A 14,875-nucleotide genomic window follows, 5' to 3' on the forward strand; every position below is an offset into this window, starting at 1 on the left:
TCCGTCCTTGCCGTGGCCGCGACGCTAAACCTTGACATCGGTGAGAAGGCAACCGACAGCCGACGGCGGAACCCCAGGGGGTCAGCCGAGGCTGGCCGCCATCCGGCGTACCGCCTCGGTGATCGTCTCCGGTGCGGCGGCCAGGTTCAGCCGGGCGTGCCCGGCGCCGCCGCTGCCGAAATCCCCGCCGGCGCTCAACGCCACCCGCCCCCGGTCGAGGAACGCGGCGGCCGGGTCGTCACCCAACCCCAACGCCCGGCAGTCCAGCCAGGCCAGGAAGGTCGCCTTGCCCGGCGGGTACCGCACCTGCGGCAGTTGCGCCGCGAGCAGGTCGGCCAGCAGCCGCCGGTTCGCGTCGACCGCCGACCGTACGGTGTCCAGCCAGTCGCCGCCGTCGCGGAACGCCGCCGTGTGCGCGATCACCCCGAGATGGTTGACTCCGTGGCCAACCTCCTCCGGCAGCCGGGCCAGGTCGGCCGCGGCCGCTGGCCCGGCGACCGCGAGGGCGGCCTTCAACCCGGCCAGGTTCCAGCCCTTGGAGCCGGAGATCAGCGTCAGGCCGTCGTCGGCGCCGGGCACCGACAGGTACGGCACGAACGTCACACCGGACGCGGTCATCGGTGCGTGAATCTCGTCGACCACCACCCGTACGCCGTGCCGGCCGGTCAACTCCGCCACGGCGGCCAGCTCGTCGGCGGTGTGCACCGTCCCGGTCGGGTTGTGCGGACTGCACAGCAGGTACGCCGCCCGGCGGCCACCCGCGCGGGCGGCGGTGAACGCCCCGGCCAGCGCGTCAAGGTCCAGCCGGCCGTCCGACCCGAGCGGGGCCTCCCGCACCGGCCGACCCAGGTTGCGCAGGAACCCGTAGAACGGCGGGTACACCGGCGGGTTGATCACCACCGTGTCGCCCGGCCCGGTCACCAGCTTCAGCATCTCGACCGCGCCGAGCATCACGTCCGGCACGATCGCCGTGCGCGCCGGGTCCAGACCGTCCCACCCCCACCGTTCGGCCGCGAACCCGGCGACCGCCTCGGCGTAACCGGCACCGGTGGCGTAACCGAGATCACCGGCACGCACCGCCGCGTCGATCGCCGTGACGACCGGTCCGGCCGGGTCGACGTCCATTTCCGCCACCCACACCGGCAGCACGTCAGCCGGGTAGAGCCGCCACTTGATGCTGGTCCGCTGCCGGGCCCGGTCCAGCGGCACCCACGGCCCCTGCGGTGGTGTCGTCACCGTCGCCTCCGATCCAGGACGTTCGTTCACCCTGATCCGCTCGCGGTCGGCTCGACCGCCTTCAGCAGTTCATACATTCCCGACGAGGGGTTGTCGTTGGGGAACGTCGCCTGATTCCGGTCGTGCCGCCGCCCGAGCAGTGCGGCGCGTCGTGCCGCCGCCTGCCGTTGCTGCAGGTAGCGCGTCGGGTCGATCCGCTTGCCGGTACGGCCGTCGAGCTTGCGGCTACGCCGTTCGGCCTCAGCAGTGGTGAGGAACGCCGTCTGGTCCTGAAAGTGCAGGATGAGCCACAGCTCGAAGCACGGGTTGCTGACCGCCAGTCGAATGCCGTGTTTCGCTGCCAGCCGGATGGCCCGGTCGAGGTGCGGATGGTGCTTGGGCCATTCGACGTCGAACACGCACCAGCATTCGTCGACCTCGTCGTCCCCGCTACGTTCTATCGCCCGGTTGACCAGGGTCAGCGGAACCCCTCGCTCCGGGTCGATCTCGATGTTGATCGATGTGCTGTCCCTGATGTGCGGAAGCCGGCGGAGCGCGTTCAGGTAGTCCGGCTCCGACGCCTCGCCTTCGCAGAAGATGACGATCGTCCTGCGCTCGGGGCGGGTCGCAGTCCGCCGTCGCAGGTCCTTGGCCCGCGTCCGTCTCGGTGTCACCGGTCAGCCGATCAGTCCGAGTGCCCGGAGGATCTCGGTGCGGTCGACGTCGGGTAGCGCGCCGAACCGCCCGTGCAGGTACGCCTTTTCGAGGTTCTGCGACCGGCGTACGCGTTCGCCGGCGAACTCGGCGAGCGCGCCGAGGCGGGTCGCGCCGTCAGCTGCCTTTTCGGTCAGCCAGACCTCGTCCCGGTTCAGGTGATTGAGCAGGCTGGTGTCGTGCGACGTGAAGATCAGCTGTGCTCCCGAGGGGTTCGTCGCGGGGTCGGTGAACAGCCGGATGAGCTGCATGGACAGTGTCGGGTGCAGGCTTGCGTCCAGCTCGTCGAACAGCAGCAGGGAACCTGCTTTCAGCGCGGTCAGCACCGGGCCGATGAGCTGGAACCAGGTACGAGTGCCCTCCGACTCGGCACCGAAATCCAAGGGGACCGCTTCGCTTTCCGTGCGATGCACCAACCGGACCCGTCGTCGACGGCCCGGCGGTGTCAGATCCTGATCAGCAGCTGCACCGTCATCGATCAGCACGTCCTCGATGCCGAGGTCGGCCATCCGCAGCAGCGCCAACGCCTGGGCCCGGTCCGGACGCAGGTCCTCGAACCACGCGGGTTGCAGCTGATCGGGGCCGGTCTCCTCGAACCAGTACCTGGTCGAGAGGCTTGCCGCCCGCCTCACGAACGGGCGGCGCCGAGCCATTTGCCCCAGTGTCTGGACGTTCAACAGTGCGTGGGCGGGGCCGGTGACGAGGGGCTCGCGGAACCGTCGGGCAGCTGACAAGGCGAGAGTACGGGCGGTCAGCAGCTCACGGGTGCCCGACAGGTGGCCGAGGCCCCGTTGCAGCGTCAGCTCGTCGCCTTCGCGTTCGAAGATCCGACGCCGCTTGCGCTCCGGATAGTGGAACAGACCTTCGTAGCGGATCGCGTCGGTGTCGAGCTCGACGACGTACTCGAAGCGGACCCCGCCGAGGATCAGCTCTACGGTGAACTCCGACGGGCGTCGCGGACCGTCGCCGAACGCGAACGGCTCGACCGGGATCCCGTCGTCCCAGAACCGCAGCGAGTCGGCGACCGCGTCGCGTAGCCAGCCGAGTGCGGCGACCACGTTCGACTTGCCGGAGGCGTTGGGACCGTAGATGGCGGCGACCGGCAGCAGGCTCTCGTCGATACTGTCGACCCGCTGCACCGCCGGCCGGTCCCGGTCGACGGCGACCATCGACAGCTCGACCGGTCCGAGGATCGAGCGGAAGTTCGCCGCCTCGAAACGGATCAGCACAGCACCTGCCTCCTAGCGCATGACCCCGCAACCATACCGCAGTATCCGGCGGAAATTGACAGAATCGCGGCTCTGTCGACGCCCAGCCGACGTCAAGCGCGGTCAGTCGGCGGCGGTGACCGGACGCCAGCCCAGCGGGGTGGAGAGCACCATCGTGCTGGACGGCTGACCGTACGGGGCGAGCCGGTCGATCACGTCCTCGAAGGCGTCCATCGACGCCGCCGCCACCTTCAGCATCGAGCAGGCGTCGCCGGTGATCCGGTGGATCTCCAGGATCTCCGGCCAGGTCGGCACCTGCGGGTCGCGCAGGATGCAGTGCGACCCGTAGCAGGACATCCGGATCAGCGCGATCACCGTCCAGCCGGCCCGGGTCAGGTCGACGTGCGCGTGGTAGCCGCTGACCACCCCGGACTCCTCCAGCCGGCGGACCCGCTCGGCCACCGCCGGCGGCGACAGGTGCACCCGGCGGGACAGCTCGCTGAAGGAAAGTCGGGCATCGGCCTGCAACTCACGCAGCAGCGCCCAATCCATCTCGTCCACGGACACTTTCCCTTCGTTAACCGACCACCCAAATCTAGCCACGGACCTGCAGGTCGCGGCCGCGTACCGCCGTTGATCCGGTATTCAGCCGCGGACCGCAAGTCGGCAATCATGGGCGACACAGCAAAGGAGGGCAGCCGACGTGAACAGCACCGACGTGGCCAGCCCACCGGCCGTGCGGCCGGTGGACGCCGCCGAACGCGACGCCCGCGCCGCCGCGAACGCCGGCGAGCCGACCCTGGAGTTCGGCGACCGGGTGCCGTACGACGCCTACGTGCACGCCAGCACCCTGCACAGCCTGCAGCGCACCCTCAGCGACGACCCCGGCGAGATGTCGTTCCTGATGGTCAGCCAGATCATGGAGCTGTACTTCGGGCTGACCCGCCACGAGCTGCGCCACGCTCAACGGCTGATCCGCGCCGACCGGGTGTGGGAGGCGCTCGCCCCGCTGCGCCGCGCCGCCCTGCACCTGGAAGGGCTCAACGCCTCCTGGCAGACGCTGCGCTGGATGACCCCGGCCGACTTCAACCGGTTCCGTAACCTGCTCGGTGAGGGCTCCGGTTTCCAGTCGGCGATGTACCGGCAGTTGGAGTTCATCCTCGGCATCCGGACCCCGTCGCTGATCCGCCCGTTCCGCCGCCAACCCGACGTGTACGCCGAGCTGGAGCAGGCCCTGCACACGCCGAGCCTGTGGGACGACGTGATCGCCCTGCTCGCCCGCGCCGGCCACGACATCCCGGCCGACCTGCTGGGCCGCGACGTCGCCACCGAACACGAACCGCACCCGGCCGTCGAGGCCGCCTGGGTGGAGGTCTACCGGGTCAACGGCCCGGACAACCATCTGCGGCTGCTCGGCGAGGCGTTGACCGAGGTCGCCGAACAGTTCGGCGACTGGCGCTACAAGCATCTCAAGGCGGTGCAGCGCACCATGGGCGCCAAGGTCGGCAGCGGCGGCTCCGCCGGGCTGGCCTGGCTGCAACGCAGCATGAACCGGGTGGTGTTCCCCGAGATCTGGTCCGCCCGGACCAGCATGTGAGAGGCTGCCGCATGTTCACAGAGGACGACGCCCGTCGCCGCGACGCCGCCGACCCGGGCCACCGCGACCTGTTCCACATCCCGCCGGCCACCGGCGGCGACCACCCCGACGTCGCCTACTTCGCCGGCAACTCCCTCGGCCTGCAACCGAAGGCCACCCGCGCCGAGCTGCTCGACGACCTCGACGACTGGGCCCGGCTCGGCGTCGAAGGCCACCTCGAAGCCGGCCGGCCGTGGCTGCCGTACCACGAGTTCCTCACCGACACCGCCGCGCGACTGGTCGGCGCCCTGCCCAGCGAGACCGTGGTGATGAACTCGCTGACGGTCAACCTGCACCTGCTGATGGTGTCGTTCTACCGGCCGACCGGCGACCGCACCCGCATCGTCATCGAGGACTCGGCGTTCCCGTCGGACAGCTACGCGGTGCGCAGCCAGGCCGCCTTCCACGGCCTCGACCCCGACCGTACGGTGGTCCGGCTGCGCCCGCGCCCCGACGAGGACACCCTGCGCACCGCCGACGTCGTCGACTACCTGCGCACCGACGGCGACCGGGTGGCGTTGGTGCTGCTCGGCGGGGTCAACTACCTCACCGGCGAGCTGCTGGACATCCCGACGATCACCGCCGCCGGCCGGGCCGCCGGCGCGATCGTCGGCTGGGACCTGGCGCACGCCGCCGGCAACGTGCCGCTGCGGCTGCACGACTGGGGTGTCGACTTCGCCGCCTGGTGCTCCTACAAGTACCTCAACTCCGGGCCGGGTGCCCTGGCCGGCGCGTACGTGCACGAACGCCACCACGGCGATCCGACGCTGGCCCGCTTCGAAGGCTGGTGGAGCACCGAGCCGGCCACCCGGTTCGAGATGACCCCGGTGTCGCGGCCACCGGCCAGCGCCGACGCCTGGCAGGTCTCCAACCCGCCGATCTTCGCGATGGGTCCGGTCCGTACCTCGTTGCAGATCTTCGACAAGGTCGGCATGGCGGCGCTGCGCGACCGCAGCGAACGGCTCACCGGCTACCTCGAACAGCTGCTCGACGAGACCCTGCCGGGCCGGCCGGTCAGCGTCGTCACCCCCCGGGATCCGGCCCGACGCGGCTGCCAACTGTCGCTGCGCATCAGTGGCGGGGCGGGTGCCACCGGCGGCGGGGCGCACGCGTTGACCGCCCGGCTGCGCCACGAACACGGGGTGATCGCCGACGCCCGCGAACCGGACATCGTCCGGCTCGCCCCGGTACCGCTGTACTCGACGTACCACGACTGCTGGCGGGCCGCCCGGGCGCTCGCCGCGACCCTCCCAGCGAAAGGCGGCGACGATGTCTGAACGCGCACCCGTCGCGGTGGTCGGCGCCGGCCTGGCCGGCAGCCTGCTCGCCTGCTTCCTGGCCCGCCGCGGCCTGCCGGTCACCCTCTACGAGCGCCGACCCGACCCGCGACGCGGCACCGCCGAACGCGGCCGGTCGATCAACCTGGCGCTGTCCGAACGCGGCCTGGACGCGCTGCGCCGCATCGGCCTGGCCGACCAGGTGCTCGCCGACGCGCTGCCGATGCCCGGCCGGATGATCCACCCGGTCGACGGAGACCTGGACTTCCAGCCGTACAGCGCCGACGGGCAGCGGGCGATCAACTCGATCAGCCGGGGCGCGCTCAACAACGCGCTGCTCGACGCCGCCGAGGCCGCGCCCGGCGTCACCGTCGTCTTCGACCACCGGCTCGTCGGCCTCGACCCGGACACCGGCGAGGCGACCTTCGACACGCCGCAGGGCACGGTCCGCGCGGACGCGCAGGTCGTGCTCGGCGCCGACGGCGCCGGTTCGGCGGTACGCGGCCAACTGCTCGCCCACGGCCTGGTCGACGAGAGCCTCGACTTCCTCGACTACGGCTACAAGGAGCTGACCATCCCGGCGGTCGGCGGCGACTACGCCCTCGACCCGGGTGCGCTGCACATCTGGCCGCGCGGCACGTCGATGATGATCGCCCTGCCGAACCCGGACCGCTCCTTCACCTGCACCCTGTTCTGGCCGACCGGCGGTACGTCGAGTTTCGCCTCGCTGAGCAGCCCGGCGGCGATCGAACGGCACTTCCGTACCCACTACCCGGACGTGCCGCCGCTGGCACCGGACCTGGTGGACGACTACCAGCACAACCCGGTCGGTCTGCTCGGCACGGTGCGCTGCGACCCGTGGCAGGTCGGCGGCCTGGTGGCGCTGGTCGGCGACGCCGCCCACGCGGTCGTGCCGTTCTACGGCCAGGGCGCCAACTGCGCCTTCGAGGACGTCGTCGAGCTGGACCGCTGCCTCGACGACACCGGCGGCGACTGGGCGGCGGCGCTGCCGCTGTACCAGTCCCGCCGCCAGGACAACGCCGAAGCGATCGCCCAGATGGCCCTGGCGAACTTCGTCGAGATGCGCGACAAGGTCGCCTCCCCGACGTTCCAGACCTTCCGCAAGGTCGAACACGCCCTGGAACGGGCGTTGCCGGGGCGCTACGTGTCCCGGTACGAAATGGTCTCCTTCACCACCATCCCGTACGCCGAGGTCAGGCGTCGGGTCCGCCGCCAGCACCAGCTGCTGGCGGCGGCGGTGGCCGGGACGGCGGCGCTGTCAGTAGGGGCACTCGGCGCCGCCGTCCACCGGCTCGTCCGGAAGGGACGCTCATGACCCTGTGGCACCCCGACCTGTACGCCGGTCGGCCGGCCGCTGCCGGTCCCGGCCTGCTGCGCAACTTCGTCGACGGCCGGTTCGTCGACACCGGGAAGCGGTTTGCGAAGGTGTCGCCGGTGTCCGGGGAGACGGTGTTCGAGGTGGCGGAGGCCGATTCTGCGACGGTCGACGCGGCCGTCGCGGCGGCCCGCGCGGCGCTGCGCGGGCCGTGGGGCGGCATGGCCGAACGGGACCGGGCGGCGGTGTTGCGGGCGGTGGCCGACGAGTTGGACCGCCGGTTCGACGACCTGGTCGCTGCTGAGGTCGCGGACACCGGTAAGCCGGTCAGCCAGGCCCGGACCCTGGACATTCCGCGCGGGGCGGCGAACTTCCGGGCGTTCGCGGAGATCGCCGCGACCGCGCCGACCGAGTCGTTCACCACGGTCACGCCGAGCGGCGGCCGGGCGTTGAACTACGCGGTCCGCAAACCTGTCGGCGTCGTCGCGGTCATCGTGCCGTGGAACCTGCCGCTGCTGCTGCTCACCTGGAAGGTCGCCCCGGCGCTGGCCTGCGGCAACGCCGTCGTCGTCAAGCCGAGTGAGGAGACCCCGGCGTCGGCGACGCTGCTCGCCGAGGTGATGGCGGCGGTCGGCGTACCCGACGGGGTGTTCAACCTGGTGCACGGCTTCGGGCCGGGCGCGGCGGGGGAGTGGCTGACCACCCACCCCGGCGTCGATGCGATCACCTTCACCGGTGAGTCGGCGACCGGGTCGGCGATCATGCGGGCCGCCGCCGACGGGGTGAAGGCGGTCTCGTTCGAGCTCGGCGGCAAGAACGCCGGCCTGGTCTTCGCCGACGCCGACCTGGACGCCGCCGTCGCCGGCTCGGTGCGGTCGTCGTTCACCAACGGCGGCCAGGTGTGCCTGTGCACCGAGCGGCTGTACGTGCAGCGGCCGGTCTTCGACGAGTTCGTCGACCGGCTGGCGGCCGCCGCCCGCGACGCCCGGTACGGCTGGCCCGCCGACGAGACGATCTCGACGATGCCGCTGATCTCGCGCGGCCACCGGGACAAGGTGCTCGGCTACTACGACCTGGCCCGCGCCGAAGGCGCGCAGGTCCTCGCCGGTGGCGGCGTGCCGGCCTTCGGCGACCCCCGTGATGGCGGCGCATACGTGCAGCCGACCGTGTTGACCGGGCTCGACTCCTCGGCGCGGCTGGTGCGCGAGGAGGTGTTCGGCCCGGTCTGCCACATCGCCCCGTTCGACACCGAGGAGGAGGCGTTCGCGCTGGCCAACGACTCCGACTACGGACTGGCCGCAACGGTGTGGACCCGCGACGTGGGGCGGGCGCACCGGGCCGGTGCCGGACTGGACGCGGGCATCGTCTGGGTGAACACCTGGTTCCTGCGGGACCTGCGCACCCCGTTCGGCGGAGTGAAGGCCTCTGGGGTGGGCCGGGAGGGCGGCGTGCACTCGCTGGACTTCTACTCCGAACTGACAAACGTCTGTGTGGATTTCTCATGACTGTGGACATCGAGGCCGCTGTCGCGGCGCTGACCGGGGCGTACGACACCGGGGTGCCGTGCCCGCCGCTGCGCGACCGGCTGCTGCCCGCCGGCGACGCGGCCGCCGCGTACGCGGTGCAGCGGGCGACCGTCGCCGGCTGGTCGGCCGTCGGCCGCCGCCGGGTCGGCGCGAAGATCGGCCTGACGTCGCCGGCGGTGCAGGCCGCGTTCGGCGTCTACCAGCCCGACTTCGGGGTGCTCTTCGCCGACATGGCGGTGCCGGATGGCGACGAGGTCGACCTGGCCGGGCTGATCCAGCCCAGGGTGGAGGCCGAGGTGGCGTTCGTGCTCGGCGCGGATCTGCCGGACGGGCCGGCGACCGTGGTCGACGTGCTGCGGGCCACCGACTTCCTGCTACCGGCGATCGAGATCGTCGACTCCCGGATCACCGACTGGGACATCTCCATCGTGGACACCGTGGCGGACAACGCCTCGTCCGGGCTGTTCGTCCTCGGCGACCGGCCGGTGCCGGCCGCCTCGGTGGACCTGCGCGAGTGCGGCATGGTGCTCGAATCGGCCGGTGAACCGGTGTCGGTCGGCGCCGGGGCCGCCTGCCTCGGCAACCCGGTGCACGCCGTCGCCTGGCTGGCCTCGACCATGGCCGCCGCAGGGGATCCGCTGCGGGCCGGCGACATCGTGCTCTCCGGCGCGCTCGGCCCGATGGTGCCGGTCACCCCGGGGGCGGCGTACGAGGCACGCATCGCCGGGCTCGGCACGGTACGGACCAGATTCAGCGCCAAACCGGCCGGCCGGTCGGGCGACGGCGAGTCAGGGGAGGGACGGTAATGGGTGTCGGAGTGGCGGTGATCGGGTCGGGCAACATCGGCACCGACCTGATGATCAAGGTGCTGCGGTTGTCGGAGTCGCTGCGGATGGTGGCGATGGTCGGCATCGATCCGGAATCCGACGGGCTGGCCCGCGCCCGCCGCCTCGGCGTGGCGACCACGAGTGATGGGGTCGACGGCCTGGTCGCGATGCCCGAGTTCGCCGACGTGCGACTCGTCTTCGACGCCACGTCGGCGGGCGCGCACCGGCGCAACAACGAGATCCTGCAGGCGCACGGGCGGACCGTGGTCGACCTGACCCCGGCCGCGATCGGCCCGTACGTGGTGCCACCGGTCAACCTGGACGCGCACCTGGCCGAGCCGAACGTCAACATGGTCACCTGCGGTGGGCAGGCCACCGTACCGGTCGTCGCCGCCGTCGCGGCGGTGGCCCCGGTCGCGTACGCGGAGATCGTCGCCTCGATCGCGTCCCGCTCGGCCGGTCCGGGCACCCGGGCCAACATCGACGAGTTCACCCAGACCACCGCCCGCGCCCTGGAAGTCGTCGGCGGTGCCGGCACAGGTAAGGCGGTCATCGTGCTGAACCCGGCCGACCCGCCGCTGCTGATGCGCGACACCGTCTACTGCCTGATCCCGGCCGGCGTCGACACCGGCGCGGTCGCCGAATCGGTGGACGCCATGGTCGCGTCGGTCGCCGGGTACGTGCCCGGCTACCGGCTCAAACAGGCCGTGCAGTTCGACCCGGTCGACGCGTACGTGCCGGCGCTGGGCAGCCACTTCACCGGTGTCCAGGTGTCGGTGTTCCTGGAGGTCTCCGGTGCCGGGCACTACCTGCCCGCGTACGCCGGCAACCTCGACATCATGACCTCGGCCGCGCTGCGCACAGCGGAACGTCTGGTCGCCCTCCGGGAAGGGGCTCAGCGATGACCCGGCTGTACGTGCAGGATGTGACGTTGCGCGACGGCATGCACGCCATCGGGCACCGCTACACCGTCGACCAGGTGCGGCAGATCGCCGCCGCCCTCGACGCGGCCGGGGTCGACGCGATCGAGGTCGCCCACGGCGACGGCCTGGCCGGCTCGTCCGTCACCTACGGCCACGGCGCGGCGTCGGACGCCGACTGGATCCGTGCCGCCGCCGAGTCGATCAGCCGGGCGACGCTGACCACGCTGCTGCTGCCCGGCATCGGCACCATCGACGACCTGCGGGCCGCCCGCGACCTCGGCGTCACCAGCGTCCGGATCGCCACCCACTGTACCGAGGCCGACGTCGCCGCCCAGCACATCTCCTGGGCCCGCGACAACGGTATGGACGTCGCCGGGTTCCTGATGATGTCGCACATGAACACCCCGGCCGGGCTCGCGCAGCAGGCCAAGCTGATGGAGTCGTACGGGGCGCACTGCGTCTACGTCACCGACTCCGGCGGCCGGCTGCTGATGGACGACGTCGCCGCCCGGGTCGACGCCTACCGGCAGGTCCTCGACCCGGCCACCCAGATCGGCATCCACGCCCACCACAACCTGTCCCTCGGCGTGGCCAACAGCGTCGTCGCCGTGCAGCACGGCACCACCCGGGTCGACGCCTCCCTCGCCGGCATGGGCGCCGGGGCCGGCAACGCCCCCCTCGAGGTCTTCACCGCCGTGGCCGACCTGCACGGCTGGAAACACGGCTGCGACACGTTCGCCCTGATGGACGCCGCCGAGGACCTGGTGCGGCCGCTGCAGGACCGGCCGGTCCGTGTCGACCGGGAAACCCTGTCGCTCGGCTACGCCGGGGTGTACTCCAGCTTCCTGCGCCACGCCGAACGCGCAGCTGACCGCTACGGCCTCGACGTGCGGTCCATCCTGGTCGAACTCGGCCGCCGCAGGATGGTCGGCGGCCAGGAGGACATGATCACCGACGTCGCCCTCGACCTCGCCAACGGAGAGCGCCCGTGACCGCCACCAGCATCGACCCCGCCGACCTGGCCGCCCGGCTCGACGAGGCGGCGGTCACCGGCACCCCGATTCCGCAGCTCGCCGACGCCCACGGCGTCGACGTTGACGCCGCGTACCGGGTGCAGCAGGCCCTGATCGCCCGCCGCACCGGCCGGGGCGAACGCCTCGTCGGTGCGAAGATGGGGCTGACCAGCCGGGCGAAGATGGCGCAGGTCGGCGTCGACTCCCCGATTCTCGGCCAACTCACCGACACCACGCAGGTACCCGACGGCGGCAGCGTCGACATCTCCGGGCTGATCCACCCCCGGGTCGAACCGGAGATCGCCTTCCTGCTGGACCGGCCGCCGACACCCGGGATGCCGTTCACCGACGCGGTGCGGGCCGTCGCCCCCGCGCTGGAGGTCATCGACTCCCGGTACGCCAACTTCACCTTCTCGCTGCCCGACGTGATCGCCGACAACACCTCGGCCGCCCTGTTCACCGTCGGGCAGTGGCAGCCGGTCCCGGACGGCGTCGACAACCTCGGCGTACTCCTCGACATCGACGGACGCACGGTGCAGACCGGATCCACCGCCGCCATCCTCGGCGACCCCCGCCGCGCCCTGACCGCCGGCATCGCCCTCGCGGACCGGCACGGCCCGGCTTTGCGGGCCGGGTGGATCTTCCTGGCCGGCGCGGCCACCGCCGCGGTGCCGCTCGCCCCCGGCGCGCACGTGCGGGCCACCGTCCAGGGGCTCGGCACCGCCGCCTTCACCACCACCGGAGGTACGCGATGACCGCGCACCTGGTCGCTGGCAAGGCCACCCCACGCGGGGCGTTCCCGCACGTCAAGGTCGCCGGCGGGTTCATCTTCGTCTCCGGCACGTCCAGCCGCCGCCCCGACAACACCATCGCCGGGGCCACCGTCGACGAATACGGCACCACCCAACTCGACATCCGCGAACAGACCCGCGCGGTGATCGCCAATATCGCCGACCTGCTCGCCGCCGCCGGTGCCAGCCTCGCTGACCTGGTCTCGGTCACCACGTACCTGGTCAACATGAACGACTTCGGCGGCTACAACCAGGTCTGGGCGCAACACTTCGACCACACCGGACCCGCCCGGACCACCGTCGCCGTTCACCAACTGCCGCACCCGCACCTGCTCATCGAGATCCAGGCTGTCGCCGTGGCACCGGCCGACGCCCCCACCCGGAAGGAGTGACACCCGTGAGCGACATCGCCGAACCGGTCAACTTTCCCAACTGGGTCAGTGAGAACGAGCATCTGCTCAAGCCGCCGGTGAACAACAAGCAGCTGTTCCCCACCGGCGACGATTTCATCGTGCAGGTCGTCGGCGGCCCCAACCAGCGCACCGACTTCCACGTCGACCCGTACGAGGAATTCTTCTACCAGGTCAAAGGCAACATGCACGTCAACCTGATGACCGACGACGGGCCGCAGACCGTGCACATTCGCGAAGGCCAGATGTGGGTGCTGCCCGGATTCGTACCGCACTCGCCGCAACGCCCGGAGGCCGGCTCGATCGGGGTCGTCATCGAACGGGTCCGCGAGGAGGGCACCCTGGAGAAGTTCCAGTGGTACTGCCTCGACTGCGGCAACCTGGTGCACGAGGTGGAGTTGCAGGTGCGCGACATCGTCGCCGACCTGCCGCCGGTCTTCACCGCTTTCTACGGCGACGAAGCCGCGCGTACCTGCGACAAGTGCGGTGCCCTGCATCCGGGCAAGGGCTGATCGTCGCCGTGACCGACGCCGGGCAGACCATCGACGTCCACACCCACCTGGTGCCCAAGGGCTGGCCGGATCTCGCCGCCGCCTGTGGCGGGACCGGCTGGCCGTGGCTGCGGGTCGACTCCGAACGCGCCGCCATGATCATGGTGGGTCAGACGGAGTTCCGGCCGGTCGGCCCGCAGACCTGGGACCCCGCCACCCGGCTGTCCGACATGGACGTCGACGGGGTCGACGTGCAGGTGGTCTCCCCGACGCCGGTGTTCTTCGCCTACGACCGGCCCGCCGACCAGGCGGTCAAGGTGGCCCGGATCTTCAACGACCTGACCCTGGAGGTCACCGCCGCCGGTGTCGGTCGGCTGATCCCGTTCTGCCAGGTGCCGTTGCAGGACCCGGACGCCGCCTGCGCCGAGCTGGACCGCTGCCTGGCCGCCGGCCACGCTGGGGTGGAGATCGGCAACCACGTCGGCGACCGTGACCTCGACGACGCCGGCATCGTCGCCTTCCTGCGACACTGCGCCGACGTCGGCGCGCCGGTGTTCGTCCACCCGTGGGACATGCCGGACGGGCCACGGCTGGACCGCTGGATGGCCCGCTGGCTGTCCGGCATGCCCGCCGAGACCCACCTGTCGATCCTGGCGCTGATCCTCGGCGGCGGCTTCGATCAGCTGCCCCGTACGCTGCGGATCTGCTTCGCCCACGGCGGCGGCAGCTTCCCGTTCTGGCTGGGCCGCGCCGACAACGCCTGGCACCGCCGGGGCGACGTGGTACGCGGCCGCTCGGCGCACCCGCCGAGCCACTACCTGGACCGGTTCTACGTCGACTCGGTGGTGTTCGACCCGGCGGCGCTGCGGCTGCTGGTCGACACGATGAGTGCCGACCGGGTGCTCCTGGGCAGCGACTACCCCTACCCGCTGGGGGAACGGCCGGTCGGCGCGGTGATCGACAAGGCGGACTTCCTCACCGCCGACCAGCGGGCTGCCCTGAGCGGCGGCAACGCCTACCGGTTCCTTACCGGCTGACCGTCGGCGACCTGCCGGAGCAGGGTGGCGAGTTCGTGCAGCAGTTGCGGCGGGCAGTCGGCGAACGGGCTCGCCGCCAACGTCGCCGTGATGATCTCCTGGCGTACCTGTCGGCCCTTGTCGGTGAGGGCGAGCACCCGGCCTCGCCGGTCGGTGGGGTCGACGCCGCGTTCGACCAGTCCGCGCTCGATCAGCTGGTTGGCGATGAAGCTGAGGTTGGGGGCGTTGCAGTACAGGCGCTCGGCGAGCGTCTTCATCGACGGTGCTGGTCCGGTCGGGTCGATCGCCCACAGCGCCTGCGCGGTCGCGTTGGTCAGCCCGTGGGCGGTCAGGGCGGGTTCGAGCCGGTCGCTGGTCGTCATGAAGATCTCGTGGTTGGCGCGGATGGCGTCGACGAGGTCCCGGTGGTCCACCGGCCGACGGTACCACTTGCGCTTCGAGTCTCGAACTATTACGGTCTGAAACGCTTCG

At 71.5% G+C, this 14,875-nt stretch carries 16 protein-coding genes; 11 read left to right on the forward strand and 5 right to left on the reverse strand.

From position 1 onward, the window contains the following. Positions 1–81: 81 nt before the first annotated feature. From EDC02_RS05380 to EDC02_RS05395, 4 genes are all read right to left on the reverse strand, one after another. The gene (locus tag EDC02_RS05380; protein WP_233605755.1) at positions 82–1,236 is read right to left on the reverse strand and encodes a MalY/PatB family protein; all 1,155 of its coding nucleotides are present in this window, start codon (positions 1,234–1,236) and stop codon (positions 82–84) included. A 26-nt stretch (positions 1,237–1,262) separates the two neighbouring features. Continuing rightward, complete coding sequence (locus tag EDC02_RS05385; RefSeq protein WP_123600995.1) at positions 1,263–1,889, reverse strand: RloB family protein; 627 nt, start codon at positions 1,887–1,889, stop codon at positions 1,263–1,265. Between the two features lie 3 nt (positions 1,890–1,892). After that, on the reverse strand, positions 1,893–3,158 hold the full coding sequence (locus tag EDC02_RS05390) for an ATP/GTP-binding protein (protein WP_123600996.1): 1,266 nt from the start codon (positions 3,156–3,158) through the stop codon (positions 1,893–1,895). Between the two features lie 102 nt (positions 3,159–3,260). Continuing rightward, positions 3,261–3,698, reverse strand: a complete 438-nt coding sequence (locus EDC02_RS05395; protein WP_123600997.1) for an Lrp/AsnC family transcriptional regulator — start codon at positions 3,696–3,698, stop codon at positions 3,261–3,263. 142 nt (positions 3,699–3,840) lie between these two features. On the opposite strand from EDC02_RS05395, the gene EDC02_RS05400 reads away from it, so the two are divergent. The 11 genes from EDC02_RS05400 to EDC02_RS05450 are packed head-to-tail and all read left to right on the forward strand — an operon-like array spanning position 3,841 to position 14,404. Further along, positions 3,841–4,734 (forward strand): tryptophan 2,3-dioxygenase, encoded by an 894-nt coding sequence (locus EDC02_RS05400; protein ID WP_123600998.1) that lies wholly within the window; start codon positions 3,841–3,843, stop codon positions 4,732–4,734. A gap of 11 nt (positions 4,735–4,745) precedes the next feature. Then, on the forward strand, positions 4,746–6,050 hold the full coding sequence (gene kynU / locus EDC02_RS05405; RefSeq protein WP_123600999.1) for a kynureninase: 1,305 nt from the start codon (positions 4,746–4,748) through the stop codon (positions 6,048–6,050). Next, a complete protein-coding gene (locus EDC02_RS05410; RefSeq protein WP_123601000.1) occupies positions 6,043–7,386 on the forward strand; it encodes an NAD(P)/FAD-dependent oxidoreductase in 1,344 nt (447 codons plus the stop codon). The genes kynU and EDC02_RS05410 overlap by 8 nt, the downstream gene beginning before the upstream one ends. Continuing rightward, positions 7,383–8,891: a 2-hydroxymuconic semialdehyde dehydrogenase gene (locus EDC02_RS05415; protein ID WP_123601001.1), complete on the forward strand. Its 1,509-nt coding sequence runs from the start codon at positions 7,383–7,385 to the stop codon at positions 8,889–8,891. Before EDC02_RS05410 ends, EDC02_RS05415 begins: the two co-directional genes overlap by 4 nt. Next, positions 8,888–9,718 carry a 2-keto-4-pentenoate hydratase gene (locus EDC02_RS05420; protein WP_123601002.1) on the forward strand — a complete coding sequence of 277 codons (831 nt, stop codon included), beginning with the start codon at positions 8,888–8,890 and terminating at the stop codon, positions 9,716–9,718. Before EDC02_RS05415 ends, EDC02_RS05420 begins: the two co-directional genes overlap by 4 nt. Further along, on the forward strand, positions 9,718–10,644 hold the full coding sequence (locus tag EDC02_RS05425) for an acetaldehyde dehydrogenase (acetylating) (RefSeq protein WP_123601003.1): 927 nt from the start codon (positions 9,718–9,720) through the stop codon (positions 10,642–10,644). The genes EDC02_RS05420 and EDC02_RS05425 overlap by 1 nt, the downstream gene beginning before the upstream one ends. Then, complete coding sequence (gene dmpG, locus EDC02_RS05430) at positions 10,641–11,654, forward strand: 4-hydroxy-2-oxovalerate aldolase (RefSeq protein ID WP_123601004.1); 1,014 nt, start codon at positions 10,641–10,643, stop codon at positions 11,652–11,654. The genes EDC02_RS05425 and dmpG overlap by 4 nt, the downstream gene beginning before the upstream one ends. Then, positions 11,651–12,430 carry a 2-keto-4-pentenoate hydratase gene (locus EDC02_RS05435; protein WP_233605756.1) on the forward strand — a complete coding sequence of 260 codons (780 nt, stop codon included), beginning with the start codon at positions 11,651–11,653 and terminating at the stop codon, positions 12,428–12,430. The genes dmpG and EDC02_RS05435 overlap by 4 nt, the downstream gene beginning before the upstream one ends. Next, positions 12,427–12,858, forward strand: a complete 432-nt coding sequence (locus tag EDC02_RS05440) for a RidA family protein (protein WP_123601005.1) — start codon at positions 12,427–12,429, stop codon at positions 12,856–12,858. Before EDC02_RS05435 ends, EDC02_RS05440 begins: the two co-directional genes overlap by 4 nt. 5 nt (positions 12,859–12,863) lie before the next feature. Beyond that, positions 12,864–13,388 carry a 3-hydroxyanthranilate 3,4-dioxygenase gene (locus tag EDC02_RS05445; protein WP_123601006.1) on the forward strand — a complete coding sequence of 175 codons (525 nt, stop codon included), beginning with the start codon at positions 12,864–12,866 and terminating at the stop codon, positions 13,386–13,388. Beyond that, positions 13,358–14,404, forward strand: coding sequence for an amidohydrolase family protein (locus EDC02_RS05450; protein WP_370461420.1), 1,047 nt, complete (start codon positions 13,358–13,360; stop codon positions 14,402–14,404). The genes EDC02_RS05445 and EDC02_RS05450 overlap by 31 nt, the downstream gene beginning before the upstream one ends. On the opposite strand, the gene EDC02_RS05455 is transcribed toward EDC02_RS05450, so the two are convergent. Next, entirely contained in the window at positions 14,383–14,817 is a 435-nt protein-coding gene (locus EDC02_RS05455) for a MarR family winged helix-turn-helix transcriptional regulator (RefSeq protein WP_199757516.1), read from the reverse strand. The genes EDC02_RS05450 and EDC02_RS05455 overlap by 22 nt on opposite strands. Positions 14,818–14,875 lie beyond the last annotated feature (58 nt).

It is taken from the genome of Micromonospora sp. Llam0 (assembly GCF_003751085.1).
Classification (GTDB): Bacteria; Actinomycetota; Actinomycetes; order Mycobacteriales; family Micromonosporaceae; genus Micromonospora_E.